Raw genomic sequence first — 26,054 nt, 5'->3', positions numbered from 1 at the left:
GAACACTAGCCCCGCCGCACCTCCACCGGCGTCAACATCTCCCTCTCGAACCCCACCACACGCCGCGGCCCGTGCAGGATGACCTCGTGGGAAGCGGCGTCGGAAGTGCTGGACGTCGAAACATGGAGCTTCACCAACCCGGGCGTCACCACGCGCTGGAGGTCCAGCCCGGTGAACGACGTGCGGTCCGCATGAACCACAAAATCTACGACGGCGGACGCACCGGCTTCCAACTCGACGCGGGCGTAGCCGATCAGCTCGCGGACGGGACGAACCACTTCGCCCACCGGATCCTCCAGGTACAGCTGCACAACCTCGGCACCACCTCGGGAACCCGTGTTCGTGACCGTACAGCTGACGTTGACCGAATCCGACGTCGACATCGTGGGGGCGCTGCATTGGTGATCGGAGAGTTCAAACGTCGTATAGGACAAGCCGTGCCCAAACCCGAACAGCGGCGAAGGATCCAGCGCGCTGACCCCGCTGGGGCCGGCGAGCTTGGAGTGCAGGTAGGTGCCTGGCTGGCCGCCGGGGGAGCGGGGCACTGAGACCGGGAGCTTTCCGGACGGATTGGCGACGCCGGTCAGAACATCCCAGAGAGCGGAACCGCCTTCCTCGCCCGGGAAGAAGCCCTGAACGGTCGCATCGGCGCGGTCAACAAAGTCACCCAGGGCATATGGGCGACCACTCAGGACCACCACCACGGCACGCGTCCCGCTGGCCTCACACGCAGAGAGAACACGATCCAGCATCCGATGCTGGTCGCCGGGAAGCCGGAGATCGGCGGCGTCGTTTCCTTCGCCCGAGGTACCTCGGCCGAACAATCCTGCGTTATCACCGACCACCACCACACAGGTCTCCACGGAGGACGCGACCTGGCATGCTTCGACGATCTGTTCTTCCGTTGCTGACTCGCAGTTGCCGGTGACGGACGTGGTCACGCTGCCAAACCGCCCAGCGGCAGCAGCTGCGACGGACGGGACGGAAATACCCATGGGAACCTCGGGATGGGAAGCCCCGACGTGAGCGTCGAAGGAGTAGCAGCCCAGCATGGCGAAGGGGTCGTCGGCCAGCGGTCCCACAACACCCAGCGAACCAGCCGGATCGAGTGGCAGCGCGGGAGCCCCCTTGAACTCCCGGTTGCTCAACAACACCAACGACTGGGTCGCCAATTCGCGAGCCAACAACCGGTTCGCCGCGGGATCCAGCTCAATCGGATCGGACTCGTTGGTGCCGGAAAGCGCCAGAGGAACCGGCGAGAAATCGGTCGACAACAGCCCCAGCTCGGCCTTCTGCGTCAGGACCCGGCGCAGGGCATCATCCACAACAGATTCGTCCAGCGCACCTTCCCGGATGCGACGCAGCAGCGGCTCGCCAAAGCAGTTCACGGTAGGGAGTTCGACGTCGACGCCGGCACGCAGGGCGAGTACCGCGGCGTCGCCGGAATCTGCGGCCACGCCATGCGTGACGTCCAGGAACGCCACGCCGAAGTAGTCGGCCACCACTGTCCCGGCGAAGCCCCACTCCTCACGAAGCAGCCCCGTCAAAAGGGCGCGGTTCGCGGCGGCCGGTACGCCGTCGACGTCGGTATAGGCGTGCATCACGGAACGCGGGCCGCCGTGGCGAATCGCCATTTCAAACGGCGGCACCATGACGTCGGCGAGTTCGCGGGGGCCCATGGAGACGGGCGCGTGGTTGCGGCCGGCCTGGGATGCTGAGTACCCCACGAAGTGCTTGAGCGTGGCGACGATACCGGTGGATTCCAGCCCTTGGACGTAGGCGGTGGCCACGGTTCCTACCAAGTACGGGTCCTCGCCGATGGTTTCCTCCACGCGGCCCCAACGGAGATCTCGCACCACATCCAGCACCGGGGCCAAACCCTGGTGCACCCCCAAGGCCCGCATGCTCGTGCCAATCCGGGCTGCCATCACCTGAACCAAACCAGGGTTGAACGTGGCGCCCCACGCCAGCGGAACCGGGAACGCAGTCGCTTTCCAAGCGGCCAGACCGGCCAGGCATTCCTCGTGGACCTGCGCCGGGATCCCGAAACGGGAAGCGGCCATGATCTGCTCCTGTGCAGCCGCCAGCCGGCGCGCGCCCTCGGCGGGTTCCACTGGAACAGTGCCGTACATGCGCGTGATCTGGCCCAGACCATCGGCAATGATTTCCTCCCAGGAACGCGTGTCGCCGGCCATTTGGTTTTGCAGTGGGGCCACGGAATCACCGTCGGTGGAAGCGTTGACCCACACTCCCACAAGCTGGGCGAGCTTTTCCTCAAGGGTCATTTCGCGGATGAGGTGCTCTACGACGTCCGACGCGGGAACGCGGGCAAGTGCTTGCTGATCGGCGGCGCCGGTGCTCACGGGGTCTCCTAAGGGTTGAAATGGCAATTTCTAGAAACTATCAGAAATTTCCATTTAGTTTCTAGAGTCGAAAAGTGTTGATTTACGGACAGAATCTCCCTAGCGTTGATCTGACGCGGTGGCCAAGCGGCATCCACAGGCCACCAAAGTTCCGAAACTTTCCGAATATTTCCATCCTGAATCCTACGGAGAAACATGCAGACGTACCGAGTGGCCATCGTGGGCACGGGCGGCATCGCAGCAGTTCACGCATCCAACCTGGCCCGCACCGACAACCGGGCCGAGTTGGTGGCCGCGTGCGACGTCGCCGAGGCACGGCTCCAGGCCTTTGGCGATGAACACGGCATAGTCGGCCGCTACCAGAGCCTCACCGAGTTGCTGGCAGAGGCAAAGCCGGACATCGTGCATCTCTGCACCCCGCCGATGATGCATATCGACCAGGCGATTGAGTGCCTTGAGGCCGGTGCGCATGTCCTTTCCGAGAAGCCCCCGGCCCTCAGCCTCGCCGACTTTGACCGGCTCAACGAGGCTCAAGCGAAGGGCGGCGCTCAATTCTCGTGCGTCTTCCAGCACCGATTCGGCGACGCCTCAGCCGCGGCACGCAGCTTGATTGGCGGCAGCGAATTCGGCCGCCCGCTCGTGGCCCGATGCGACACCCTCTGGTACCGGCCCGATGAGTACTTCGACCTGCCGTGGCGGGGCACCTGGAAAGCTGAGGGCGGTGGGCCCACCATGGGCCACGGCATTCACCAGTTCGATCTCCTGCTCCACCTGCTCGGTCCGTGGGAAGAGGTCAACGCGATCGCTTCCAGGCAAGCCCGCGCCACGTCCACCGAGGACTTCTCGGCGGCGCTGGTCCGCTTCGAGAATGGGGCCGCTGCCACGGTGATCAACTCCCTGCTCTCGCCGCGGGAGACCTCTGACATCCGCGTCGACTGCGAGTTCGCCACCATTGAACTCAGCCACCTCTACGGCTACGGCACCAAGGACTGGACCATCACGGCGGCACCCGGACACGAGGACGCCGTTTCGGGCGCCTGGGCCGGGCAGCCGTTGGAGCGCGGAAGCGGCCACTCAGCGCAGTTCCTTGCCATGTATGACGCGCTCGACGCCGGACGGCCGCTCCCAGCCGGCGCAGACTCAGCGCGTCAAACCCTGGAGTTCGCTGCCGCGATTTACGCCTCAGCCTTTACCGGCCAACCCGTGCGCCGCGGACAAATCGTCCCCGGCCATGCCTTCTACGAGGGAATGGACGGCGACGGTCGCGGCACCCGCGTCCTCGCCTCCACAGCCCGCGCCTAACCCCAAACCCGACCGGAGACTCCTAATGGCCACCTCAACGCAGACCTCACTGACCGATACCCTCAGCTACACCGACGACGGACGCTCCCTGACCTTTAAGGTTGGTGCCCAGGTCATCGCCACGTACACGTACCACGCCACGGACGAGCAGTACGAAAGCCCGCGTCCCTTCTTTCACCCACTGACCACCTTGGAAGGGGACGAGGTCACCATTTCAAGGCCATGGGATCACGTGTGGCACAAGGGCCTTTCGTGGGCGTTGCCGAATGTGGGCGACCACAATTTCTGGGGCGGAGCCACCTACACCCGGGAGACCGGCTACGCGAACCTGGATAATAACGGGGCCATGAACCACCAAGCCTTCACGGGTATTGAGGATTCCGGTGCAGGAATCACTGCCACGGAATCCCTGCTCTGGACCGGGCAGCCGGCCCAGCCTGGGAAGGATGGCGCACCCTTGATCAAAGAGAAGCGCCGCTTCAGCATCCAACTCCTCCCGGCCGACAACGCGTGGGCGCTCCTGTTCGAAACCACCATGGACAACGTCTCCGGCGCTGAGATCGGCATCGGCAGCCCCACCACGGAAGGCCGCGACAACGCAGGATACGGCGGACTGTTCTGGCGCGGGCCACGCTCCTTCACTGGCGGCGAATTCCGCTCCGAAGCCGGGGCCGGCTCTGATGAGTTCATGGGCACCCGCTCGCCGTGGATCGCCTTTACCGGGCAGCACGACGCAACGTGCCGGAAGTCCAGCATCATGTTCGTCGAAGACCAGTCAAACCCGGGTGCGTCGAACCAATGGTTCGCCCGCTCCTCGATGTTTGCGTGCCTCGGCTCGGCGCCGTTCTTCAGCGAAGTAGTCCCGCTGAAGGAGGGCGAACCGCTCACGTACAGGTACGCCGTCGTCATCGCTGACGGTTCCCTCGCCGACCACCAAGCTGCTGCCCTTGCCGACGCTGCAACAGCCGCACTGGACGGTTGGGTCTAACCATGTGCAACTCGTTCCCGGGCGCCACAGCGGTTTCTGAGGTCAGCATTTACGACTGGCCCGGGCAGGACGGCGCGGCCGGCGGCTCTCCGCATCTGCACACGGCGTCCACCGAGGCATACGTGGTGCAGCAGGGGACCGGCCGTCTGGAGACCCTCGACTCGCGCGGATTCACGTCCACTCAGCTGGCACCCGGGACGGTGGTGTGGTTTACGCCCGGCACAGTGCACCGCGCCATCAATGACAGCGGAGACCTCAGGGTGCTGGTGGTCATGCAGAATGCCGGTCTGCCAGAGAATGGCGACGCCGTGATGACCTTCCCACCAGAACACCTGGTGGACGTCGACGCCTACTCGCGTGCGGCTTCCCTTCCTTCCCGGGACGCCGACGGCGGTGACGCGGCTGCGGAGGCGGCCGCGCGCCGTCGTCGGGACCTGGCGTTGGAGGGGTATCTGGAGCTGAAAGCCGCTGTACTTGAGTCAGGAGTCGCGGCGCTCGCCGATTTTCATGCGTCCGCCGCCCAGTTGGTGAGCGGCAAGGCCGGCGCGTGGCGGGGGTATTTGGTCGGGGGCGCGCAACGCCAGGCGGGTTTGACGGGGCAGCAGTTGGAGTCTCTCGAATCAACGGAAAGTTTCTACTTGCAAGATGCGAGGACTACGATGGGCGAACGGAAAACCCGCAGGATCTATGGCATGTGTGGCCGGATCCAGGCGTGGGAACTTTCCGAAACTGCAATCGTCGGGACGTGATTCCCGGCTTGAGAGGTGGGGACCTATGGTGACCAAGCAGGACTCGGGGCGGGCTACGATCAGCGAGATCGCGCGCGAGGCCGGAGTGTCCGTGCCTACGGTTTCCAAGGTCCTCAACGGCCATGCCCACGTCGCCGCAGCCACTCGGGCGAAGGTGGAAGAGATCATCGCCAAGCGCGACTACGCCCGCCGGCCGGCCAAGCGCAGCAAGAAAGCCGGGCTCATTGACCTGGTGTTCCCTGGCATGGGCTCGGAATGGGCCTGCGAAATCATCGAAGGCGTGGAGCGCGTGGCGCAGGAAGCCGGTTACGGCACGGTGGTCAGCAGCCTGTCGCTGGATGGCTCGCGCATCCGGCCCTGGCTGGCGAACCTTGCGGAGCGAAAGTCCGACGGCGTATTGCTCGCCGTCTACGAACTGGACTCCAAGCAGATCCAGCGCATCAAGTCCCTCGGCATTCCCGTGATCCTCATCGACCCAGTCGGGCAGCCGGGGCCGGACCTCATGACCGTGGGGGCCGCCAACTGGGACGGGGCGTTCTCGGCCACCGAGCACTTGTTGAAACTCGGTCACACGCGGATCGGCATGATCGGTGGGCGTGAGGATCTTCAGTGCAGCGGCGCCCGCGAGGATGGGTATGTGGCGGCGCTGCGCCGAGCAGGACTTGACGTTGATTCCTCGTTGATGGTGCCAGGCGACTTCTCCACAGAGTCCGGGGCCCGGGGGACCGAGGCCCTGCTGGCACTCCCGGAACGGCCCACGGCGATCTTCACCGGCAACGACGCTCAGGCCCTCGGGGCGTACCGCGCCGCGCGCTCGGCCGGGCTGCGGATCCCGGAGGACCTCTCCATCATCGGATTTGACGATATCCCCGCCGCGGAATGGATCGAACCTGGCCTCACCACCATCCGCCAGCCCGTGGTCCAGATGGCAGAAACTGCCATGCGCGCGCTGCTCCGGCACCTCGAAGGTGACGAGGAGTTGCCGCAGCGGATTGAGCTGGGAACTGAGCTGGTGGTGAGGGGCTCGACGGCTCCTGTTTCCTAGCCCTGCCGGAGGGGTCTGCGCGGAGGCCGTCAAGATCTCCATTGCGCAATCCTTTGCACGAAGGGCCCGTGTGCCGGGCAGGATGCGGAGCCGTCGTCGGGGTTGACAAAATAGCTCCTCCCGGGTTGCGTATCCGCAGGTCAAGACCTTCCGCGCCGCACTTTGTACCGTTGATCGTTGGGCGATAAGGTATTGCCAGACCGTTTTGCAGAGGGCGGCCCTTTTCGCTCCTTTGCTGTCTGCTGGGGACGCATTTCAGTCAGTAGGAACGTGCATGGTCAACCCCCGCCCTGAGCAAGAAGCTCTCCGGAATGGATACTTTTTGGATCTAGTCCTGGGCAGCGAAGACGTCGAGGCTTTTCTCAGCGATCTAGCGGCGTTCTCAGCCGAGAGCCTCTCACATCCCGACGCCACCGTATTCTGCGGTATCACCGTTCTGCGCCGTAAGAAGTCCGCTACTGCGGCCAGCAGTGATGACCGCGCCCGCGTGATGGACGAACTTCAAAACGATTTTGAGGGTCCGTGCCTCACGGCCATGGACAAGCTGACACCCGTCTTGGTGCCGGACCTCCTGAGTGAGCATCGCTGGCCGGACTATGTCGAAGCTGCATCACACCAAGGGCTGCGGTCCATCCTCAGCGTCCCACTCCTGGTGGAGGGCGATACCCGCGCGGCCCTGAACCTCTATTCGGAGCGGACCAATGCGTTCAGCGAGTTCGACGTGGAGCGTGCCGAAGTCTTCGCATCGCACGCCTCCAAATCACTGCGCCTGGCCCTGAAGATTGCGCAGCTCAGCGATGCCCGGAACGACCTCGCAGCAGCCATGCAGTCGCGCACCGTGATCGACCTCGCTGTCGGAGCGATCATGGCGCAGAACAAATGCAGCCAGGAAGAGGCCTTCACCATTCTTCGCACGGCCTCCAGCAACCGCAACATCAAGCTGCGGCACCTGGCGAAGTCGATCATCGCGGCGGTTTCTTCGGGGAAGGTCACCACGCACTTCGAGGAGTAGGGCGGCTACCGTCGTAGCGCACCATCCCAGACCATTTTCACTGCGTTCCGCACGCGTTCCTTCGTTTCAGCGATGGACGCGGCATCGGAACCCGGCGGACGCACCACGAACTGGTAGTAATACAGCCCGTTGATGAGGTCGATCATCGCTTCAATATCAACGTCCGGTGCCAGCTCACCGGCGGAAATTCCGCGGCGAATTTCCGCGGCAATGGGTTCGCGACGCCGGGACACATGCCGGTTCCAGGACAGTGCTCGGAGTGCATCGTTCTCCAGGCCCATGGCCACGCGCTTCTTCACCAGTGCACCCACCCGGCCGTCGACATCGATCGCCGCTTCCTCATACGAGGCGAGGATCGTCTCCAGTGTGGTGTCCCTGCGCTTGAAGCCAATGCTGGCTCGAACGCTGTCCAAGGCTGCAGCGAGTAGTTCTTCGCGGCTGCTCCAGCGCCGGTACAGTGCAGCACGGCTCACGCCTGAGCGCTCGGTAATCGCCGAGACCGTCACGTCACGAGTGTCCCGTTCCAGCAACAGCTCCACCGTGGCGGACAGGACCGCAGACTCCAGGGCTGTGTCGCGCGGCCTGCCCGGCCGCCGATCGGCAACAACAGCGGTCTCAGGCATCCTCAACCACCAGGCGCTCACGGAGTTGCGCGATGGTGGCGTCGGAAAGCCCGGCACGACGGACGGGTTCCAGCACACTTCCATGCCGCTCAATCAGCAGAGCCTGCATCGCCTCCATCGACTCCGCGTGGGCGCCCATCATGGCACCCATGCCCTTGATGGCTTCCTCATCCAGAACGCGGTCGGGCATGAGTCCGCCCATGATCGCCCGGAGCCGCGGGAACAGCTGCGGCAGGCGGGTGGCCGTCACGGCATAATCGGCGGAAATGGTCGCTGGCGTAGCGCCGAGGGCGGACAGCACGACGGCGGCAAACACTCCCGTACGATCCTTGCCGGCCGCGCAATGGAAGACGGTTGCGCCATCCGCCATGGCTACGAGAGCTACGCCAAGCGCCAGCTGCCGGGCTTGGGTCTCAAGCAGGTTGGCGTACCAAGCGCCCACGTGGGCAGGAGTAGTGGCAGCGGTCATCATCTCGTGGCTGATGTCGTCCGGCGATGACACCGAAGCCGTCAACGCGAGATGGTGGTAGCTCACGCCCGGAACGGTCAGCGGACCCCGCCCGGTAAAGAGTGCTTCCTCAGGTGAGCGGAGGTCGATGACTGAAGTGACGCCGTCGTCGATCATTTGCTGGGCGAAAGCGGCCGGCATCACCGAGACATCGTCACTGCGGAGCAGCACGCCCGGGCGGGTGGTGCCACCGGAAACGGGGAGGCCGCCGAGGTCGCGCAGGTTGACGGGGGAGAGATCCAGAGTTTCCAAAAGAGAGTTCCTAGCTGAGCTTGGCGCGGATGAAGGCGCTGACCCGGTCGATGATGGTGACCAGCACGACGATGCTGATGATGATGGCGCAAAGGTGTCCGTAATCGTACATGCGCATTGCGGTAGTAAGCTCCAAGCCGATGCCGCCGGCGCCCACCAAACCGAGGATGGTGGCGCCGCGGACGTTGCCTTCGAAGAGGAGCAGCGTGTAGCTGACCAGCAGCGGCGCCGCTTGGGGGAGTACTGCATAGCTGATGATTTGGCGCTTGTTGGCGCCGACGGCAGTCAGGGCTTCCACCGGCCCGGGTTGCACGGATTCCATGGCTTCGGCGTAGACCTTGCCAATGGATCCCACTGAGCCCAGCACGATCGCGAGAATGCCGGCGAACGGCCCCAGCCCCACGGCGGATACGAACATCAGGGCAAAGATGAGCTCCGGGACGGATCGCAGCACGTTCAGCACAGCCCGGCAGGAGGTGTAGACCCAGCGCGGAGCGATGTTGCTGGCCGCGCCGAAGCTCAGCAGCAGCGACGCCAGTGCGCCGAGGACAGTGCCCACCAACGCCATCTGCAAGGTCTCGACGAGGAGCTTGATGATGGTGCCGAATTTATCGAACGTCGGAGGGAAGAGGCGGCCCAGGAAGTTGCCCATGTTGGGGATGCCGCTGAGCAGCTTCTCCGGGTTGAACCCGGCGCCCATTCCGGCCCAGACAAGCACGACGGCGACAATCACCCAGAGCGCAGCGCCACGTGGTGTGGGGAGGCCGAAGGGACGCGAAAGCCGGAGTCGGTCGGCTTCGGGGAGGGTGGTGTCGATAGTTTTGGCCGCTTCTGCGGGGGCTTCAGTTTTCGAGGAGCTCAGTGTCTGTTCCATAAATCTGGTGCACCTCCTTTTCGGTGATGGTGGTGGCGGGGCCGGCGAAAACGAGCTCACCGGAGTGCAGGCCAAGGACGCGGTCGGCATAGCGGCGCGCGAGGCCCACCACGTGCAGGCTCACGATGACGGGGATCTGTTCCTCGCGGGCGATGTCGCGGAGCAGGCCAAGGATGTTGCCGGCGAGCCGCGGGTCCAGGGATGCGACGGGTTCGTCGGCCAGGATGAGGCGTGGCTGCTGCATGAGTGCACGGGCAATGGCAACACGCTGCTGCTCTCCGCCGCTCAGGCTCCGGCACGGTTGCTTGGCCTTATGCGCAAGGCCTACACGGTCCAGGAGATCCAGCGCCATGGACCGCTGCGCGCGGCTGAACGTGCCCAGCGCGTTCAAAGGCCCGGCCGAGTGGAGTCCGCCGGTCAGCACGTTGGTGAGTGCTGTCAGCCGTGGCACCAAGTTAAAGTGCTGGAAGACATAGCCGACGTCGGATCGCAGTTCGCGCAGACCGGTCGCGTTCTGCTGTGCTACTGAGCGGCCGGCTACCTCCAGCGTGTCAGCGGTAAAGGGGGCGATCCCGGTGAAGGTCTTCATCAGCGTCGACTTGCCGGAGCCCGAGTGGCCCAGCAGCGCCACGACTTCGCCAGGGTAGACGTCCAGATCGATCCCGGCCAGGGCAACCTGCTCGCCGTACTGGACCCGCAACTGGCGTGCCCGGACGGTGGGCGTCGCCGACGGGGCGAGTGCCGGCGTCGTGCTTTTCATTGGTGACAAGAGGCTCATCGGAGGTCCTGGAGGTCCACGCCGATGGACTCTGCCACGTCAACCAGCGGAGCGTACGTGCTGAACTCAGGGTCCTTGGCGGGTTCGCCGCTGATCCCGAACGTCTTGGAGATCTTCTCGTTGGCGGTGATAAGGGCCGGGAGTTTGGCCTTGAGTGCTTCACGGGCATCGTTGTCCAGGTCCTTGCGGACCACGATGGAGATGCCGACGGGGATGGGGTCCGACTTGGCGATGATGGTGATCTCGTCCTCCTTGATGACCCCCTTTTGCACGAACGTCGGGTACAGCTGGCGGGCCGTGCAGGCGACATCAACGTTGCCGTTGGCGAGGGCCAGGACGGCGGAGTCGTGAGAGCCGGCGAAGGTGCTCTTGTAGTCGGTGCCGTCCGTGAGCCCCGCCTTGGCCAGGAGAGACTTGGGCATGAAGTAGCCCGTGGTGGAGCCGGGATCGATGAAGGCCACCTGCTTGCCCTTCACATCGGCGGGGGACTGGATGCCGCTGTCTTTCTTGGCCAGGCAGAAGCTTGCGGGTTCGGTGCTCGCGGGCCACACGAGGAGCGGATCCACGCTGTCGGTCTTGTAGGCGAGGGCCGCGGAGAACTGGCTGAGGACGGCGACGTCCACCGAGCCGTTGCGGACTGCCTCAACCACGCCGAGGTAGTCGGCCGGCTGGAGGTTGGTGATGGTCCGGCCAGAGGCTTCACCCACCATGGTGGCGAGGTCGGCCATGATGGCTTGCTCGTCGGGGTCGTCGGTGCCTGGGGGAGTGGCGAAGACGAGCTCGGTTTTTCTGCTGTCGGCGCCAGCGGCGTTGGCGTCGCCGGAGCAGCCAGTGAGGGCGCCGATGGCCAACAGGCCGATGAACGAAGTTGCGATGATGCCTGCACGAGCGTGCATGGTGGTGCCTTCCGTCATGTGTTGGGGGTGACGGGAATTACGAAACCAGCAGTATCTGAATCGGAATTACGAGACTGCCGTACTTCAAATGGCGGGAAGGTTAACTGTTTGCGCTCGCATGAAAAGTCCGCCCTGTGACCCCGTTTCGTGACCCGAGGCAACAATGGAGCAGACTGGGTTGGGTGACCGCCAACAAACCCCGCCCCGGCCTCGCGATCGCTGCGCTGAGCCTCGGGACGGCGCTGAATCCGCTGAACTCGTCCATGATCGCCGTCGCGTTGGTGGTCCTGAGGGAGCATTTCGAACTCGACGTCGCCACTGTCACGTGGGTGATCACCTCGTTCTACCTCGCGTCCGCCGCCGGCCAGCCGTTGATGGGCCGGCTCGCCGATCGCTTCGGCCCGCGCCGCTTGTTCATGTTCGGTATGGCCTTGGTCGCTGTCACCTGTGCGATCGCACCGTTCCTGCCCAACTTCGCGCTGGTCTGCGTGGCCCGCGCGCTCATGGCTGTGGGGACCGCGACGGCGTACCCGTCCGCCGTCGTGATGGTCACCGAGCTGAGCCGGCTGGCGAACTTGCCGTCCACGCGGCCGCTGGGCCGGATCCAGATGGCGAACACGTCGGCAGCTGCTGTTGGACCCGTGGTGGGTGGGCTGCTGGTCAGCCTGGTCGGGTGGCAGGCGCTGTTCGCGATCAACGTGCCCATCGCCTTGCTGGCCATGATCGTGGTCTACAAGGTTGCGCCGGTCGATTCCGGGCGCGAGACCGGCCGGCTTGGCCAGCTGATCCGCGACTCCGACATCCCCGGCATTCTCGCCTTCGTCACCTCGCTGATGTTGGCCATGATGGCCCTGCTCAACGTCATGCCCGGCTACCGTTGGTACCTGCTGGGCGCCGCCACCGCAATCGGCGCGCTCTTTGCATGGCGTGAGCTGCGCTTCCAGCCGCCGTTCATGGACCTTCGCTTGCTCGGCCGGAACCGACCGCTGCTGCTGGTCTACCTGCTGTTCGTCGTGTTCAGCGGCGTCTATTACTTCGCGTTCTTCGGCCTCCCGCAGTTGCTGCAGGCGGCGGGACATTACGACGCCGGCGTGGTCGGCCTGCTCATGCTGCCCCTTGCGGCGTTGTCGGTTGTGGTGACGCCACTGACGGTGCGGTTCATTGAGCGGTTCGGCGTGCGTCCCGTTTTGATCACCGGCGTGCTGATTCTGACCGTCGCGGCGGGGACGCTCGGCTTCCTGACCATGACTTTGTGGGCACCGCTGGTGTTCGTGCTGACGGCTTTGATGGGCGTTCCGTACGGCGTGGTGAGCACGGCGTCCAATCAGGGCCTGTACGTGTCTGCCCGACCCGAGGAGAGGGGCGTGGCGGCCGGAATCTTCCAGACGTGCCGCTACCTCGGTGCGATCACCGCTACTGTGTTGATCGGTGTGCTGTACGGACCGGGGGTAAACCAGGCGAACTGGGGGATTATGGTCCTGGTGATGCTGGGGCTCAGTGCCGTGGTGTTGGTGCTGGCTGTGATGTGGCGGAAGCCTGCGGTTTAGGAGGGCAGCTTGAGTCGGGTGCCAGACTTTGACATGGACCTGCACAGGGACGGGGACTCGGCCTTTGGGTCGGCGTCGCTGACGGCTGGCGGAATCCTGCCGTTCGAAGGCCGGGGGCTCATGACGCAGGCCGACGGGTTGCCTGCCGGCACTCTGGATGCCGCGAAGGATGGGTGGTTGTCGCCGCAGAGATCGCTGCGTTCGCGTCCAAGATGCAATCGGCGGGCATGTACTGGGCTGGGCCATGGCGTGTCCTTGATCTTGAGGGTCGGCGCGCCGACAGCACCGGGTCCTACACGGCTGCGCTCCGCTCGGCCGGGGCCACTCACGTGGACTGTTGGACGTACTCCGAGACTGTAGGGCTGGCGCTCGTCTGGGTCGACGACGAAGACGCCGCGACCATGTCTTTGGCGCTGCACGTGGTGCCGGTCAGCTGGGTGTCCGAGCCACGTGCGAAGGGGTGGGTTCAGGGCATTGACGTTCAGTGGTCGTGGGCGGATGTGGTTGCGCTGTATGAGCGTCGACAGGGCGAAAGCTCCGGCTAAATCCTTTTCTCGGGAGATGGCTGGTCCCGCCGCGTCAGGTCCGACGCCGTTGCTCCGCAATCCAGGTGTGATTCACAATGGCTGCCGCGAAACTCTTGGACAACATGGCGCTGTCCGGCCCGCGGTAGAGGTCTCGTTGAAAGTAGGGAGATTCCTTCGTGTGGGGGCTGCTCTTATCGATTCGCCCGACGAGGTCGGAGAGGTAGCCGTGGCCACCGGTCCGGTATGAATCGGTTTCGGCCTGGTCCAGACGGATCAGGGCCGACGAGTCCACCATCGAGTTTCGCCAGTACCTTGCTTCGAGGAAAAGAGAACCTAGTTGTTCAACCAGGAACCACGAGCCTGGCTGGTGGTCCACGTAGTGCATGGAATCGCGGTCCTGGGCGGTCCTCAGACCATCACCCCACTGCTCAACCGGCGGAATCGCTTCGAGTGGTCGTTGCCGGGCTTCGTTGAACACGGTGTATTCAAGGGTGGGTGGTGATGCGCGGTACAGGGTCAGGCAGATGATTCGTTTGCACGCTGTGCAGCTGAGTTGGCTCTCCACCCGTTCCATGAGGTGTGACGCATGGAGTGTTTGGAGGTCGGCGAGCGGAACCCATCTGGGGCTTTCCGTGATCAGGCCCGCCGCTGCGGCTGAGGAGAGTGCGGCGATGGTTCGATCCACCACGACCCCACCACCCGGGCCGGCTCCGCGAACCAGAAGATCGCTGCACGTTGGGCAGTCGTCATCCTCGGGGCGGCAGGCGCGTTGCGGTGCCTCCACTGTGATGCTGAGGCTGAGGAGGTTGCCGGGGTCGTTCCAGCCGCGGTTGTTCTTGAAGCTGGGTTCCGCGTAGGCGCCGTCCAGCACGAATCCCATGCCTCCGAGAGCGCGGGGAGCCCCGATGGCTGCCTTGAGGTCGGTGAGGGTGGCGCACTTGTCGAGGCCCGGGACCCACGGTGGAAGGTCAAAACCGTACGGTGCGAACTCAGTGGGCGTTGCGTGAAGCACGACTGCCACCGTGACGTCGTCGTGCATGATAATTTCGCCGCCCGACGAGAATTGCAGCCGCCGCGAGCGGTAAGCGGGTTCGCCCACCAGCCGTTCCTTGACCCGCGCCGCTGGCCCGCCGAAGGCATCGATCAACTGCCGCACGGCTGGATCTTCTTCGGATCCCAGTAGGGCGTCGAGGATGAGTGGCAGCCGCGTGCTGGTCCGCCATCGTTCTTTCGCGCCGTCATCTCTCCGCTGTCCCATCCGACCATTATGTAGTGGATCCTTCTTGCCAAATTTACTGAGTACGCTCATAATTGAGTTAAGTCAGAAATCCAATCACGGGAGAACCCACATGAGAGCCTTCGTCCTCAACCAGTACAAGGAACCCCTGCAGCAGATCGATGTACCCGAGCCTGTACTCGGGGACCGCGACGTGCTGGTGGAGGTGATGGCCGCAGGCCTGAACCAGTTGGACGAGAAGATCAGGCTGGGGGAGTTCAAACAGATCCTTCCCTACAAACTGCCGCAGGTCCTGGGCCATGATGTGGCCGGCGTGGTCCTGCAGGTCGGGGCGCAAGTTCAGTCCTTCAAGCCCGGCGACGAGGTCTTTGCACGCCCCGGCAATGACGGCATTGGCACGTTCGCGGAGCGCATCGCCGTCGCCGAGCAAGACCTGGCCATCAAGCCGGCAACCATCAGCATGGAGGAAGCGGGCTCGCTTCCGCTGGTGGCGTTGACGGCATGGCAGGCGCTGGTGGAGCGCGGAAATGTTGGCCGTGGCCAGAAAGTACTCATCCATGCCGGCGCCGGGGGCGTGGGCTCCATTGCCATCCAGCTGGCCAAGTACTTGGGCGCTACGGTAGCCACCACCGTCAGCGCGGGGAACAAGGACTTTGCTCGTGAACTCGGCGCCGACGTGGTGATTGATTACCGCGCCGAGGACTTCGTGGAGATCCTTCACGACTACGACCTCGTCCTGGACAGCCTCGGCGGCGAGAACCTCGAGCGGTCCCTAAAGGTCTTGAAGAAGGGTGGCAAGGCTATCGGCATCGCCGGTCCGCCGGATGCCGGATTCGCCCGGCAGTTAGGTGGAAACCCTGTGCTGCTGGGTGCGATGACGCTGCTGAGCTCGGGAATCCGCCGCAAGGCCCGCCGTCTGGGTGTCAGCTACGAGTTCCTCTTCATGCGCGCCGACGGCGACCAGCTGAGGGAAATTGCGGGACTCATCGATGCCGGTGAGATCAAGCCGGTACTGGGCCGCGTGGTGCCGTTCCATCAGACGGCTGATGTCCTTGCTGACCTGGAAAACGGCGGCGTCCGCGGCAAGACCGTCGTCAGCCATCTGTAGCCACACCAGCCAACCGACAGGACGAGCATCATGAGCGAACAACACAATCAGCCTTATCTGCAGGTACCTTCAAAAACAGTGACTGCCGGCGGGACCACGTATGCGTACCGGGAGATGGGGCCCAAAGGCGGGGTTCCGGTGGTCTTCCTGATTCACCTCGCGGGGACCATGGACAACTGGGATCCGCGCATCATCGATCCCATCGCCGCGAAGCACCACGTGATCACCTTCAGCAACCGCGGAGTGGGCGCGTCCACGGGAAGTGTTCCGGACAGCATCGACAGCATGGCCGACGACGCCGCGTCCTTCATCCAGGCCCTCGGTTATCCCACAGTGGATCTCTTCGGATTCTCACTCGGTGGCATGATCGCCCAGTCGCTGGTCCTCAAGCACCCAACCCTGATCCGGAAGTTGGTGCTGGCCGGTACAGGTCCTGCCGGTGGGGACGGCATCCAGAAGATCATGGGAACCACGTACTACGACATGCTCCGCGCCACCCTCACCAGGCAGGACCCCAAAGAGTTCCTGTTCTTTAACCGGAACACCGCCGGTAAGTCCGCAGCGCGAGCCTTCATCAATCGACTCAAAGAACGCACCACCAACCGCGAGGCACCCATCAAGCTCCAGGCGTTCCAAACCCAACTGAAAGCCATCAGGCGGTGGGGACTGTCGCCGTCGGCCGATTTGGGCGTCATCACCCAGCCGACGCTGATCGCCAACGGCGACAACGACCGCATGGTGCCGTCCGTCCTTTCGAGTGACATGCACAGGCGCATTCCCGGCAGCGAACTGGTCATCTACCCCGACTCCGGACACGGTGGCATCTTCCAGTTCCACGACAGGTTTGTCCCTGTGGCCCTCGAATTTCTGGGCCGCTGAAGCTCCCGCCCGCTGATACGGTAGCTGAATGCAGCCTGCGCCCCAGACCCTTGGCCGACGTGAGCGGAATAAGCAGGAGAAGCTTGACCGCATCACCGCGGCCGCCCGTGAGCTTTTCACCCAGTACGGCGTGGATGAGGTCACCACCCAGCAAGTGGCTGAGAAGGCCGACGTCGGATCGGGAACCGTGTTCCTCTACGCCAAGACCAAGGCGGAGCTACTGCTGCTGGTGCACAACGTGAAGTACGCTGGGGCGCTCACCTCGGGCGTCGAAGCCGCTTCCAAGGAAAAGGCTGTGCTCGACGCCGTGATGGCCATCATCCGTCCCATCGTCGAGTGCAACCGCGTGCAGATTGAGAACGGCCGCACGTACCTGAAGGAAATCGTCTTCGGTGATCCCGCCGAGCCGCACCATGCAGAGGCTTTGTCGCTCACAATGCGCACAGAAGAGGCCATCGCCGAGATCCTTGGCGGGGACCAGAAGCTGGTTCCCCGCGATCCGGCAAAGCTGGCACGCATCATCTCCTCGATCATGTTCATCAGCATGACGTCCTCGGCCACCATCGGACTCACAGACGCCCAGGTTGGCGACGAGATCCGGGATCAGATCAACGTGCTCCTGGGCGCCTGACTTTTAGCTGCCTTGGCGGTTGAGGAATTCCTCGTGCTGGCGGTGCGCTTCGGTCACCTGCTCGCGGATCTTGTCCACGTCCTTGGCCTTGTTCCGGTACTTCAGCGGCATCTGGACGATCTGCGCTTCTTCCGCGGTCAATGCGCGGTAGATGCGTTCGCGCTCGTTGGCGTCAGCGGTGTAGTCGAGGTCGAGGTAGTCGACGGCGTGACGGCGGGCGTTGTTGATGGCGGTCTGGGCCTTGCCGGCCGGGCTGATCAGTGAGAGCACCACGGTGATGACCAGGACGCCGATGATCACACTCAGCGAGAGGCCGGTGGTGATCTCGATGACGTTGACGTGCTCGCCGTCGTTGATGAACGGCAGGTTGTTCTCGTGCAGGGCGTGCAGGATCAGCTTGACGCCGATGAACGCGAGGATGGCTGCCAGGCCATAGGAGAGGTAGATGAGGCGGTCCAGCAGGCCATCGATCAGGAAGTAGAGCTGGCGCAGGCCCATCAGTGAGAACGCCGTGGCCGTGAAGACGATGAAGACGTTCTGGGTGAGGCCGAAGATCGCCGGGATCGAGTCGAGCGCGAAGAGGATGTCCGTGCCGCCGATAGCCACCATCACCAAGAGCATGGGAGTGAGGGCGCGCTTGCCGTTGACCATGGTGAAGAGCTTGTCGCCGTCGTACTTATCCGTGGTGTGGAAGAACTTCTTGGCGAGCCGGATGATGAAGTTGTTTGCCTGATCGTCGCCGTGGTCGCCGGGCTTCAGCAGGTTGCCTGCCGTGAGCAGCAGGATGAGGCCGAAGATGTAGAACACCCACGCGAAAGAGTTGATCAGCGCGGCGCCCAGGAAAATGAAGCCGGTCCGGGCGATCAGCGAGAACACGATGCCGAAGAGCAGGACCTTCTGCTGATCCTCACGCGGCACCCGGAAGCTCGCCATGATGATCAGGAACACGAACAGGTTGTCGACCGAGAGGGCCTTCTCCGTGATGTAGCCGGCGAAGTACTCGGACCCCATCTGGCCGCCGCCGAAGATCAGGACCAGGATGCCGAAAACCACAGCCAGGCCCACGTAAATGGAGGACCAGACGGCCGCTTCCTTCAAGGTGGGGACGTGGGCCTTCCGGATGTGGAAGAAGTAGTCGAAGGCCAAAAGCGCCAGAATGACGACGATGGTGATGCCCCAGATGAGGGGAGAGACAGTCATATGATCCTGCTTTCGTGAGGCGCGCGAGTGGTGTTGCTCACCGAGGGTCAAACTCTTTGTCTAAATTTACCGGGAGTGATGGGGCGGGCGCTAACGGGACGACGACGACGGCCGGCCGGGTTGAGTGCCGACGGCATCTCACCGAGGCACTGACTGAAACTGAGCTGGCTAGCGCGTGGATAAGGCACGTCGAAGACATATGCCATGTGGGGGTCTGCAATTGGACAGCAAGGAAGTCGAGAAGCTCACGCCGTGGACCGGCGGCGGCCTGCTCCCGGTAACCGCTAAACCTTAGTCTGCGCTGATTTTCCGAAGATGCGAGCCTAAATCTCTGGTAATCAACGATGGGGGAGCCTGATGGTTGCCAGCGCCGAGCCACATGATCAAGCGATCCTGGTATCCGGCGATTCTTCCACGCACACCACGGGCTTCCTGGCTCCACGCGGTAATGCTGACGCCGTTGATCTGAAGTGTTGACGGCTGAGCGCTGACGCCATTGAGGACCTCCACGATCCCATCCTCATACGACGCAAGTAGTTGACGGAGGGCAAAATCTGAAAGTTCCGCGGTCAGCACGTTGAGGACGGCGGCGGTCTGCACTCGGAAGTGAGGCGCAGGTTTTAGGGTGACAAAACACTGCGCTGCACTAGGAGGGCCAGCCACTCGGCCCGCTTCACTGATATGCGTGACGACAGCCATCCCATGCCCGGTTTGCGCTGGACCAGACACCGAAATCATTGTTTGGTTTGGGCGCGATATGGACGTCGCAAACTCGCCGAAGTCGTCAGCTGCCGCCAGATGCCGTTGTCGGGTTGATTCGCGCGAAGGATCTGCGTTCGCTGCTTCGTACATTGATCCGCCCATAACCCTGATTGTGCCCCATGTGTGTGGTTCTTCGGAAAGCTCTCTCACGGCCTCGTGGGCGGTCGGGTTCAGTTTCCCGGGGCCAACTGACACAGGTCTTCGTTGTGAGGCCGGAGCCAGAACTGCCGTGGAGTCTCCGTTTCGCGTGCCACGCCAGTGAGCCAGATAGTGCTGCCAGGGTCCCATCCGGCGATGACGGTTGCGGTGTCTTTGCCCACTGGAAGGGCGCGGCCGGCAGCGCTGAGGTAGCCGTCGACAGTCAGGTGTACGGCATCCCACGTGCTGGCAGCTTTCTCCCAGTCGGGGATAACCCAGCGGCCTTGGCGGCCGGTGGTGCGGAACCAATCGTGACGACGGGACGCGGTGACCTCCAACGGGAACGCCCGGCACAGCTCACTCCAGTCCTCGGCCGACGTGATTTCCAGGATCCTGCCTGTTCCAGCGACGGGGATAACGGTGGCTTCTTCCCACCCGAGGGAATCTTCAACCAGACTGAGCCCCTCAGGGATCCGTGCCACCGTGTGGATCAGTCCGTGGGGGATCGACCACCATTCGCCGCTGAAGTTGGCGTGAGGGTCCTGTGGCCGTTCCTTGACCGCGCGGATTTCCTCGGCCCGTTCCTTCCGTCCCCACTCGGCCAGCGTGTGCTGCGGGATTCGGGGGAGCGGCGTGGGATCGTCTGCCGAGCGCCAGTCGATAGCCCACTGCCCGGGTTGCGCCTTCTGGTTCCACCACTGGGTTGAGGGCGAATCGACCAGGCCTTCCGCGACGTGTGCCAGGGACTCGGTGATTTCCTCGGTGGCGGCGAGGACGTCTTCGCCGTCGGGCTCCTGCCAGTATCTGGCGGTGTCAACGGAGCGCTGGAGCGCGTGTTGAACCAGCTGGCTGTTGATGTTCCGAAGATCCAGGGACGTGAACAATGCTGCGAGTTCATCCACGGTCGGCTCCGGCGGGGGAGGCGGCACCTCTCCGGAGGGATTCATGGTCAACAAGACTCGTGACCTGCCGGCACCGGGATCGAGGTTGTATCCGAGCTGGAAGACGGCGATCCGGATGTCTTGGTCCATTTCCATCGCGAGTTCGAGGCAGAGGCGGCGGCCTCGGGGGCCCTGCAGCAGTGAATCCATGGCGCTAAAGGGTTCTGCGAAGGCGTATGCCTCCGCTCACGTTAGTCAGGCGCGGCTTCGCGTACAGCCACACGACAACACCGAACAGCGGCACCACAAAGAACAGCATCACCCACATGATCCGGGCAATTTGATCGAGACGGTCCTGCCGTAGGACATCGAAGATCGCCCAGATATTCGCTCCCATGACGAATACCGCGGACAGTCCCGCCAGCGACGCCAAGACCCATTCCCAAGCTTCCATGTCATCCCCCTGAGCCAGCAGCTTCCGTACAAAATAGCACTCGCGCTGCAAACGTACGACGGCGGAGCCCGCCTTGCGTGCGGCCCCTTGGCTGATGCTTCGGTCGAGTCAGATCAAGGCGGTCATGACGTTCCAGCCTTCTCCGATCTTTTTCCGTGGTTCGAGGTGGCGGCTACCGACGCCGGGGTAGAGCCACAGGTCTCCGTTGGTGTCGCGGGCGATGAACTGTGAATAGCCTGGGTAGTTGCCGTCGAATCTTCCCGTGGAAATGATGGCCGTCATGGCATTCCAGCCTTCGCCTACCTGCATACGGGGCAGCCAACCGCCCTTGCCGTCGCCGGGGTAGAGCCACAGCCGTCCGCTGGTGTCGCGGGCCATGACGTCCCGCTTGCCGTCCTCGTTGAAGTCACCGCGGCCGATCAGGGCTGTCATCACGTTCCAACCAACACCGATCTGGACACGGGGTTTCCAGCCGCCGGTGTGATCGCCGGGGTACAACCAGAGCCGGCCTTCAACGTCTCGGGCGATGACGTCGGCACAGTAGTCGCCGTCGAAGTCGCCAGGACCCATGATGGCGGTCATGGCGTTCCATCCGACGCCAACCTTGGTTCGTGGCTTGAGGTACCCGGCGCCTGTTCCGGGGTAAAGCCACATATCGCCGTTGGTATCGCGGGCAAGAATGTCGTCGTTGAACTCGCTTTGGAATTTGCCCGCACCGATGATTGCAGTCATCACGTTCCAACCCTCGCCCATCTTGGAGCGGGGCTTCTTCCAACCGCCTTTGCCGTCCCCGGGATAGACCCAAAGGTCACCGGCGGTGTCCCGGGCCAGGACGTCGTCAAAATAGCTTGTGTTGATGTCGACGTAGTCCCAGTTGTTTGTTGGCACGCTTGATGCGCCTGTGCCCGGCTGGGCTGCCTGTGCTGGAAGGGCAGTTGTGCCCAAGAGCAGTGCCGCGGCCGCGGCCAGAGTTGTCCCTACGAAAAGTGGGCGCCGTCGATTCTCGGGTGTTTTATGGCATGAATTCTTGGTCGACTTTGATCGGAACATCACTGTTACCCCCATTAGCAACATAGTCATCAATCGATTCACCGGAGCCTAGTCCTGTTGGGTGGCTTTTGTTAGGGGTGGCCGGCGGCCAGCCAAGCGTGCTGACCACCGGGCGACGCCGCCGCCATGTTCATACCTGTGCATTTGGTTGCCACAACCGCACACCCGGCAAGACACTCCTTGAGGAATCACACTCAATGAGGAGCCCCACTTGCACCCACAACCCATGGCCAGGCGTCTGGCAGCAATAGCCGCAGCGGCGGCACTAACGGCAGCCGGGCTGGCGACCGGAATCGCAGCGAGCCCAAGCGCAACCGCAGCCGAACTACCCCCGGCACCCACCGGCGTCGTCTATGCCAGCGACGTTCCGTGGTCGAGCATGACCAACGGTTGGGGACCGGCTGAACTGGACATGAGCAACGGTGGCCAAGCTGCAGGCGATGCGAATCGCCGGCCGTTGACCATCGGCGGCACCGTGTACGCGAAGGGCATTGGTACCCACGCGGCGTCGTCCATTGCGTACAACCTTGGTGCGCAATGCCGGCAGTTCCTCGCACAGGTGGGGGTGGACGACACCCAGGGAGACCGGGGTCGCGTGGACTTCAAAGTCCTGGTGGATGGCGTCGAGCGGTTCGCGGGGGAGCGAAAGGGGACGGACGGAGCTCTGCCCGTCAACGTGAACCTGCAGGGCGGCACGACGCTGCAGCTCAAAGTGGAGACCGGCCCGGAAGGGAACGGCAACGATCACGCTGACTGGGCCGATGCCAAGATCAACTGCTCGGACGCATTCATCGCTGCACCGTTACGGGTCGAGGGCTCAGCCGGGACCAACCTCAACGGGCTGGTCCCCGGAACGCCAGCTACCGTCGTCGTGCGTGACCTTAAGCCGCTCAGCCCCGTTAGCCTGAGCCTCCGCGGCGAAAACGTGGCCGACGCCGTTGCTGACGCCACCGGCGCGGCCACCATCACCTTTGTGGTGCCGACTGGAGCTGCGGGCGGGACCACTGAACTGGTCGCTACCGGTACTGGGCCGTTTGATGTGGCCACCACGGGCAGGATCGGCGCGTTCATTGTGCAGATCAGTGACGCCAGGTTCTACGTGGATTGCGCTGCCGTTGTTCCGGGTGACGGCAGCCAGGCCAGCCCCTTCAACTCGATTGCGCAGGTCAACGGCCACGGCGCGTTCAACGCCGGCGAGTCGATCCTTTTCCGGGCCGGCACTGACTGCATCGGCGCACTGACACCGGCTGGCACCGGCGTCGCCAACCATCCCATCACGCTCTCCAGTTACGGGGACGGTGAGAAGCCCACCATCAACGGCAACGGCGCGGTGGCAGCCATCCAGATCACCAATGCCAGCCACTGGACGGTGAGCGGACTGCACGTGGTGAACCCGTCGGACACTCCGGTGCGAAGGGTCGGGATCCTCTTCGAGAACAGCGGAACAGCGCAGACCGCAGGAATTGTGGTCACGGGCAACCATGTGGAGGACGTGGCAGGGTGGCGCAATAAGGCCACGGACGGCGCGGGCTTCGCGCAGTCTGCCGGCATCATGGTGCGCACCTGGGGCATGGGATCCGTGGACGGCATCACCATCACCGACAACGAGGTCAACGACGCTGCCGGCGGTGGCGTGAAAATCTCCGCCCCGGACACCACCGAGCGCTACAACACCAAGGTCTACGTTGCGCGCAACAAGATCCATGACGTAGGCGGCGACGCGATCGTCATCCATAACTCGGACGCGCCGCTGATTGAGTACAACAGCGGGCTCAACCTTGGCCAGGGTGCCCATCCATATGAGGGTGGCAACTTCGCTGGCATGTGGCCCTACAACTCCAAGAACCCGGTGTTCCAGTTCAACGTGGTGGGCAACAGCACCACCTCCACGTACGACTCAACCGCCTGGGACTGCGACATGAAGATCGTGGGAACCTGCCTCTTCCAGTACAACTACTCGTACGGGAACGCCGGCGGCTTCTACCTCAACTGCGTGTCCAACTGCGGCGGCGGAGCAACGGCGGCGAACGTGGTCCTACGCTACAACATCGCACAGGACGACTGCCGTCTGGGTGGCAGCAGTACCGGCACCGGCAAGCACTTCATTTACAACAACACCTTCTACTGCCCGTCCCGGACCTTCCTGGACGACATGACCGGTCCACGCGAGGTGCGGAACAACCTGATTGTGGCCCCGGGCGGCGTTCTCAAATCCTCTGCTGCCGTGTATGCGAACAACGCGTACTTCGGTGGCATCCTCCCGCCCGCCGGTGAGACGGGTTCGGTGCTGGGCGATCCGCGGTTGGTGGCTGGTGGCAGCGGGCAGACGACGTTGGACGTTCCCGGGTACCGGTTGTTGTCAGGCTCGCCGCTGATTGGTGCCGGCGTTGTTGTGCCCGACGACGGCGGCAGGGACTTCTTCGGTAACCCCACCTCTGGTGCCGGTTCCGTTGGGGCACCGGTGGCCGCGCCGAACATCGGGGCCTATCAGGGGCCGGGGGTTGCTGTTGCTCCTTTGCCGTTTGCTTCGTTGGTGAATCAGACCTCTGTGGCGAATGCGGCTAATCCTCGGAACGGAGCTGTTTCTGCGGATCGGCGGACGTTCTCTGAGGAGGCGTTGGCTGCTGCCGGGCTTGGCTCGGGCGCGCCGTATTCGGCATTTGGGGTGTCCTCCGTGTGGCATCCGACGCCCGTGGGAACGCCGGACACTGTGAAGGCTGCGGGTCAGGAAGTAGCTCTTTCGGGCCGCGGGCGGACTTTGCTGGTGACGGGGTTCTCCACCGGCAACGTGTCCTCGGGTGTTGCGACAGTGCACTTCACCAATGGGCAGAGCCGGACCGTGACCGTTGCGCTACCGAACTGGCGGACCGGGGTTGCTACGGATACTTCGGTGGTGGTGGTGGCGTCCTCGGCCTATCACCAGCGGCACACGCAGGCTTACATCGGTGGACCGTCGACCGTGGTGCGGGTTGATGAGCCGGCACGTATCTTTGCCACGAAGATCGACATTCCTCCCGCTTTTGAGGTCTCCAGTGTCACGTTGCCGCAGGGGAGCGCGCTGGTGAATGAGGGGCTGAACATCATGGGTATTGCTGTAGGGAATCTGCCGCCGGGGTTGAGGTGATTTCCTTGCTTGGCTGAGGTAGGTCAGGTGTGGGATCCGCAGGTGGCGGGTCCCACACCTGTTTGTGAGGGTATTCCCACGGGTGTCACCACCTAGACGAGGGCTGATTAGTACTCATTCTTCGGCTTTCGTCACTTATTTTTAGCGAAATCACCACCTAGTTCGGCCATTGCGCATCTGTGCGGGCATTCGTGGGGGCAGGCTGTGCGGGTCAAAGCAAGATCGTTCTTCACTAGGAGCAATCATGATCCTGAAGCACATCAGCACCACAAGAACGAGCAAGTCCAGTCCTCATACGTTGTCCGTCTCCTGGAGGAAGCAGGGACTTCAGATAGCTGCCGTCATATTGACCACTGCAACGCTTCTGGCGTCAGTTCCGCTGGCGGCACATGCCGCTCCTCCGGAACCCGTAGCGTCTCACGACAACAAGACTGTCAGTACATCAACTCTAGTTGTGAACCCAGATCGCGTTGCATCTGAAGAACTCCACCAAGCCATTGAAAAGGTAAAGGCGCAGGACCCGCTTGGATTTGAAGTTCGGTTTAACCTCATCACTTCGTCTAAGGCAGTATCCAAGTACCTGAAGAGTTTCAAGGGTCTCGATAGAGATATACAGATCGAGGGAATGGCGGCATCGATGCCAACTGATGCCCTCACCGGGATGATCGATCTGATGGAGAAAAAGGTCTTAGAGTACAAGGTCCGGCCTGCTTCGGACTCAAGCAACTGGGTGACAATGATCGTCAACAAGGACGCTATGGCGTCGTACACCAGCGATTCCGGAACCCCCACGACTTTTGGGTGGGGTTCCTTTCCGCAGTGCCCCTCAGCGTGGGCAGCGTTTTGGGCTTGGTTCGCCTTCAATACTGCTTTCTGTGGACCCTTTGCCGCCTATCCTCCAGCGGCAGTTGCCTGTGCTCTGGGGCTTGGCTTGGCTGGGATGATAGTCGACTTCAATAGAGGTTGCTGAAGGGCAGGTAGGAGTTTGAGTAGGGCCAAGCAATACTCAGTTGTTTTGTCTCTAATTATGGGAATTGGCATAACGGTAGTGGGGCTGGTCCCCGGTTGGCTGGTTTTCCTCGCTGTTCTAGCGCTTCTCGGCCTTCTCGTGGCTGCGACGATCTAC

Annotated in this window: 24 protein-coding genes; 12 read left to right on the top strand and 12 right to left on the bottom strand. The window is 63.2% G+C overall.

Going from position 1 to position 26,054, the window contains the following annotated elements:
* Positions 1-5: 5 nt before the first annotated feature.
* Positions 6-2,363, bottom strand: a complete 2,358-nt coding sequence (locus GVL04_RS01405) for a glycoside hydrolase family 3 N-terminal domain-containing protein (RefSeq protein WP_159698410.1) — start codon at positions 2,361-2,363, stop codon at positions 6-8.
* A 195-nt stretch (positions 2,364-2,558) separates the two neighbouring features.
* Between GVL04_RS01405 and GVL04_RS01400 the strand changes: the two genes are divergently transcribed.
* From GVL04_RS01400 to GVL04_RS01380, 5 genes are all read left to right on the top strand, one after another.
* Positions 2,559-3,665: a Gfo/Idh/MocA family protein gene (locus GVL04_RS01400; protein ID WP_159698407.1), complete on the top strand. Its 1,107-nt coding sequence runs from the start codon at positions 2,559-2,561 to the stop codon at positions 3,663-3,665.
* A 25-nt stretch (positions 3,666-3,690) separates the two neighbouring features.
* Positions 3,691-4,653, top strand: a complete 963-nt coding sequence (locus tag GVL04_RS01395) for a PmoA family protein (RefSeq protein ID WP_159698404.1) — start codon at positions 3,691-3,693, stop codon at positions 4,651-4,653.
* A gap of 2 nt (positions 4,654-4,655) precedes the next feature.
* A complete protein-coding gene (locus tag GVL04_RS01390; RefSeq protein ID WP_159698401.1) occupies positions 4,656-5,402 on the top strand; it encodes a cupin domain-containing protein in 747 nt (248 codons plus the stop codon).
* 25 nt (positions 5,403-5,427) lie between these two features.
* Positions 5,428-6,447 (top strand): LacI family DNA-binding transcriptional regulator, encoded by a 1,020-nt coding sequence (locus GVL04_RS01385; RefSeq protein WP_159698398.1) that lies wholly within the window; start codon positions 5,428-5,430, stop codon positions 6,445-6,447.
* 274 nt (positions 6,448-6,721) lie between these two features.
* Complete coding sequence (locus tag GVL04_RS01380) at positions 6,722-7,459, top strand: ANTAR domain-containing response regulator (RefSeq protein ID WP_159698395.1); 738 nt, start codon at positions 6,722-6,724, stop codon at positions 7,457-7,459.
* A gap of 5 nt (positions 7,460-7,464) precedes the next feature.
* On the opposite strand, the gene GVL04_RS01375 is transcribed toward GVL04_RS01380, so the two are convergent.
* From GVL04_RS01375 to phnD, 5 genes are read right to left on the bottom strand one after another with little or no spacing between them, the layout of a single operon-like run.
* The gene (locus GVL04_RS01375) at positions 7,465-8,082 is read right to left on the bottom strand and encodes a TetR/AcrR family transcriptional regulator (protein WP_159698392.1); all 618 of its coding nucleotides are present in this window, start codon (positions 8,080-8,082) and stop codon (positions 7,465-7,467) included.
* Positions 8,075-8,842 (bottom strand): tyrosine-protein phosphatase, encoded by a 768-nt coding sequence (locus tag GVL04_RS01370; RefSeq protein WP_159698389.1) that lies wholly within the window; start codon positions 8,840-8,842, stop codon positions 8,075-8,077. The genes GVL04_RS01375 and GVL04_RS01370 overlap by 8 nt, the downstream gene beginning before the upstream one ends.
* Before the next feature lie 10 nt (positions 8,843-8,852).
* Entirely contained in the window at positions 8,853-9,716 is an 864-nt protein-coding gene (gene phnE, locus GVL04_RS01365; RefSeq protein ID WP_159698386.1) for a phosphonate ABC transporter, permease protein PhnE, read from the bottom strand.
* Positions 9,685-10,476, bottom strand: coding sequence for a phosphonate ABC transporter ATP-binding protein (gene phnC / locus GVL04_RS01360; RefSeq protein ID WP_235036115.1), 792 nt, complete (start codon positions 10,474-10,476; stop codon positions 9,685-9,687). Before phnC ends, phnE begins: the two co-directional genes overlap by 32 nt.
* A 14-nt stretch (positions 10,477-10,490) precedes the next feature.
* Positions 10,491-11,390: a phosphate/phosphite/phosphonate ABC transporter substrate-binding protein gene (phnD, locus tag GVL04_RS01355; RefSeq protein WP_159698380.1), complete on the bottom strand. Its 900-nt coding sequence runs from the start codon at positions 11,388-11,390 to the stop codon at positions 10,491-10,493.
* Positions 11,391-11,572: 182 nt separating this feature from the next.
* Between phnD and GVL04_RS01350 the strand changes: the two genes are divergently transcribed.
* Both GVL04_RS01350 and GVL04_RS01345 read left to right on the top strand, forming a co-directional pair.
* On the top strand, positions 11,573-12,937 hold the full coding sequence (locus tag GVL04_RS01350) for an MFS transporter (protein WP_159698377.1): 1,365 nt from the start codon (positions 11,573-11,575) through the stop codon (positions 12,935-12,937).
* A 173-nt stretch (positions 12,938-13,110) separates the two neighbouring features.
* Complete coding sequence (locus GVL04_RS01345) at positions 13,111-13,482, top strand: hypothetical protein (protein WP_235036114.1); 372 nt, start codon at positions 13,111-13,113, stop codon at positions 13,480-13,482.
* Between the two features lie 34 nt (positions 13,483-13,516).
* Here GVL04_RS01345 and GVL04_RS01340 read toward each other — a convergent pair whose 3' ends face one another.
* The gene (locus GVL04_RS01340) at positions 13,517-14,722 is read right to left on the bottom strand and encodes a hypothetical protein (RefSeq protein WP_159698374.1); all 1,206 of its coding nucleotides are present in this window, start codon (positions 14,720-14,722) and stop codon (positions 13,517-13,519) included.
* A 91-nt stretch (positions 14,723-14,813) separates the two neighbouring features.
* Here GVL04_RS01340 and GVL04_RS01335 point away from each other — a divergent pair, with 91 nt between their 5' ends.
* From GVL04_RS01335 to GVL04_RS01325, 3 genes are read left to right on the top strand one after another with little or no spacing between them, the layout of a single operon-like run.
* The gene (locus GVL04_RS01335; protein WP_159698371.1) at positions 14,814-15,809 is read left to right on the top strand and encodes an NADP-dependent oxidoreductase; all 996 of its coding nucleotides are present in this window, start codon (positions 14,814-14,816) and stop codon (positions 15,807-15,809) included.
* A gap of 27 nt (positions 15,810-15,836) precedes the next feature.
* Positions 15,837-16,688 (top strand): alpha/beta fold hydrolase, encoded by an 852-nt coding sequence (locus tag GVL04_RS01330; RefSeq protein WP_159699068.1) that lies wholly within the window; start codon positions 15,837-15,839, stop codon positions 16,686-16,688.
* 28 nt (positions 16,689-16,716) lie between these two features.
* Positions 16,717-17,319 (top strand): TetR/AcrR family transcriptional regulator, encoded by a 603-nt coding sequence (locus GVL04_RS01325; RefSeq protein WP_159698368.1) that lies wholly within the window; start codon positions 16,717-16,719, stop codon positions 17,317-17,319.
* A 3-nt stretch (positions 17,320-17,322) separates the two neighbouring features.
* Here GVL04_RS01325 and GVL04_RS01320 read toward each other — a convergent pair whose 3' ends face one another.
* The 5 genes from GVL04_RS01320 to GVL04_RS01300 form a co-directional block, all read right to left on the bottom strand.
* On the bottom strand, positions 17,323-18,519 hold the full coding sequence (locus tag GVL04_RS01320; RefSeq protein ID WP_159698365.1) for a TerC family protein: 1,197 nt from the start codon (positions 18,517-18,519) through the stop codon (positions 17,323-17,325).
* A 291-nt stretch (positions 18,520-18,810) separates the two neighbouring features.
* The gene (locus tag GVL04_RS01315) at positions 18,811-19,371 is read right to left on the bottom strand and encodes a hypothetical protein (protein ID WP_159698362.1); all 561 of its coding nucleotides are present in this window, start codon (positions 19,369-19,371) and stop codon (positions 18,811-18,813) included.
* An 80-nt stretch (positions 19,372-19,451) separates the two neighbouring features.
* Positions 19,452-20,510: a hypothetical protein gene (locus tag GVL04_RS01310; protein ID WP_159698359.1), complete on the bottom strand. Its 1,059-nt coding sequence runs from the start codon at positions 20,508-20,510 to the stop codon at positions 19,452-19,454.
* 4 nt (positions 20,511-20,514) lie between these two features.
* Positions 20,515-20,754, bottom strand: a complete 240-nt coding sequence (locus GVL04_RS01305; RefSeq protein WP_159698356.1) for a PLDc N-terminal domain-containing protein — start codon at positions 20,752-20,754, stop codon at positions 20,515-20,517.
* 108 nt (positions 20,755-20,862) lie between these two features.
* Positions 20,863-21,642, bottom strand: a complete 780-nt coding sequence (locus GVL04_RS01300) for a VCBS repeat-containing protein (RefSeq protein ID WP_159698353.1) — start codon at positions 21,640-21,642, stop codon at positions 20,863-20,865.
* 373 nt (positions 21,643-22,015) lie between these two features.
* Between GVL04_RS01300 and GVL04_RS01295 the strand changes: the two genes are divergently transcribed.
* Both GVL04_RS01295 and GVL04_RS01290 read left to right on the top strand, forming a co-directional pair.
* A complete protein-coding gene (locus GVL04_RS01295) occupies positions 22,016-24,928 on the top strand; it encodes an NPCBM/NEW2 domain-containing protein (RefSeq protein WP_159698350.1) in 2,913 nt (970 codons plus the stop codon).
* 244 nt (positions 24,929-25,172) lie between these two features.
* Complete coding sequence (locus GVL04_RS01290; RefSeq protein WP_159698347.1) at positions 25,173-25,898, top strand: hypothetical protein; 726 nt, start codon at positions 25,173-25,175, stop codon at positions 25,896-25,898.
* Positions 25,899-26,054 lie beyond the last annotated feature (156 nt).

The organism is Arthrobacter sp. 18067 (assembly GCF_902706295.1).
Lineage (GTDB): Bacteria > Actinomycetota > Actinomycetes > Actinomycetales > Micrococcaceae > Arthrobacter.
Note: the sequence above shows the minus strand (reverse complement) of the source record. Positions and strands in the feature narration are given on the sequence as shown.

Excerpts from the sequence above, each read along its gene's own strand:
- GVL04_RS01400 (WP_159698407.1), top strand. The coding sequence starts at position 2,559 with ATGCAGACGTACCGAGTGGCCATCGTGGGCACGGGCGGCATCGCAGCA.
- GVL04_RS01395 (WP_159698404.1), top strand. The coding sequence starts at position 3,691 with ATGGCCACCTCAACGCAGACCTCACTGACCGATACCCTCAGCTACACC.
- GVL04_RS01390 (WP_159698401.1), top strand. The coding sequence starts at position 4,656 with ATGTGCAACTCGTTCCCGGGCGCCACAGCGGTTTCTGAGGTCAGCATT.
- GVL04_RS01385 (WP_159698398.1), top strand. The coding sequence starts at position 5,428 with ATGGTGACCAAGCAGGACTCGGGGCGGGCTACGATCAGCGAGATCGCG.
- GVL04_RS01380 (WP_159698395.1), top strand. The coding sequence starts at position 6,722 with ATGGTCAACCCCCGCCCTGAGCAAGAAGCTCTCCGGAATGGATACTTT.
- GVL04_RS01375 (WP_159698392.1), bottom strand. The coding sequence starts at position 8,082 with ATGCCTGAGACCGCTGTTGTTGCCGATCGGCGGCCGGGCAGGCCGCGC.
- phnE (WP_159698386.1), bottom strand. The coding sequence starts at position 9,716 with ATGGAACAGACACTGAGCTCCTCGAAAACTGAAGCCCCCGCAGAAGCG.
- phnC (WP_235036115.1), bottom strand. The coding sequence starts at position 10,476 with ATGAAAAGCACGACGCCGGCACTCGCCCCGTCGGCGACGCCCACCGTC.
- phnD (WP_159698380.1), bottom strand. The coding sequence starts at position 11,390 with ATGCACGCTCGTGCAGGCATCATCGCAACTTCGTTCATCGGCCTGTTG.
- GVL04_RS01340 (WP_159698374.1), bottom strand. The coding sequence starts at position 14,722 with ATGGGACAGCGGAGAGATGACGGCGCGAAAGAACGATGGCGGACCAGC.
- GVL04_RS01335 (WP_159698371.1), top strand. The coding sequence starts at position 14,814 with ATGAGAGCCTTCGTCCTCAACCAGTACAAGGAACCCCTGCAGCAGATC.
- GVL04_RS01325 (WP_159698368.1), top strand. The coding sequence starts at position 16,717 with ATGCAGCCTGCGCCCCAGACCCTTGGCCGACGTGAGCGGAATAAGCAG.
- GVL04_RS01320 (WP_159698365.1), bottom strand. The coding sequence starts at position 18,519 with ATGACTGTCTCTCCCCTCATCTGGGGCATCACCATCGTCGTCATTCTG.
- GVL04_RS01315 (WP_159698362.1), bottom strand. The coding sequence starts at position 19,371 with ATGTACGAAGCAGCGAACGCAGATCCTTCGCGCGAATCAACCCGACAA.
- GVL04_RS01310 (WP_159698359.1), bottom strand. The coding sequence starts at position 20,510 with ATGGATTCACTGCTGCAGGGCCCCCGAGGCCGCCGCCTCTGCCTCGAA.
- GVL04_RS01305 (WP_159698356.1), bottom strand. The coding sequence starts at position 20,754 with ATGGAAGCTTGGGAATGGGTCTTGGCGTCGCTGGCGGGACTGTCCGCG.
- GVL04_RS01290 (WP_159698347.1), top strand. The coding sequence starts at position 25,173 with ATGATCCTGAAGCACATCAGCACCACAAGAACGAGCAAGTCCAGTCCT.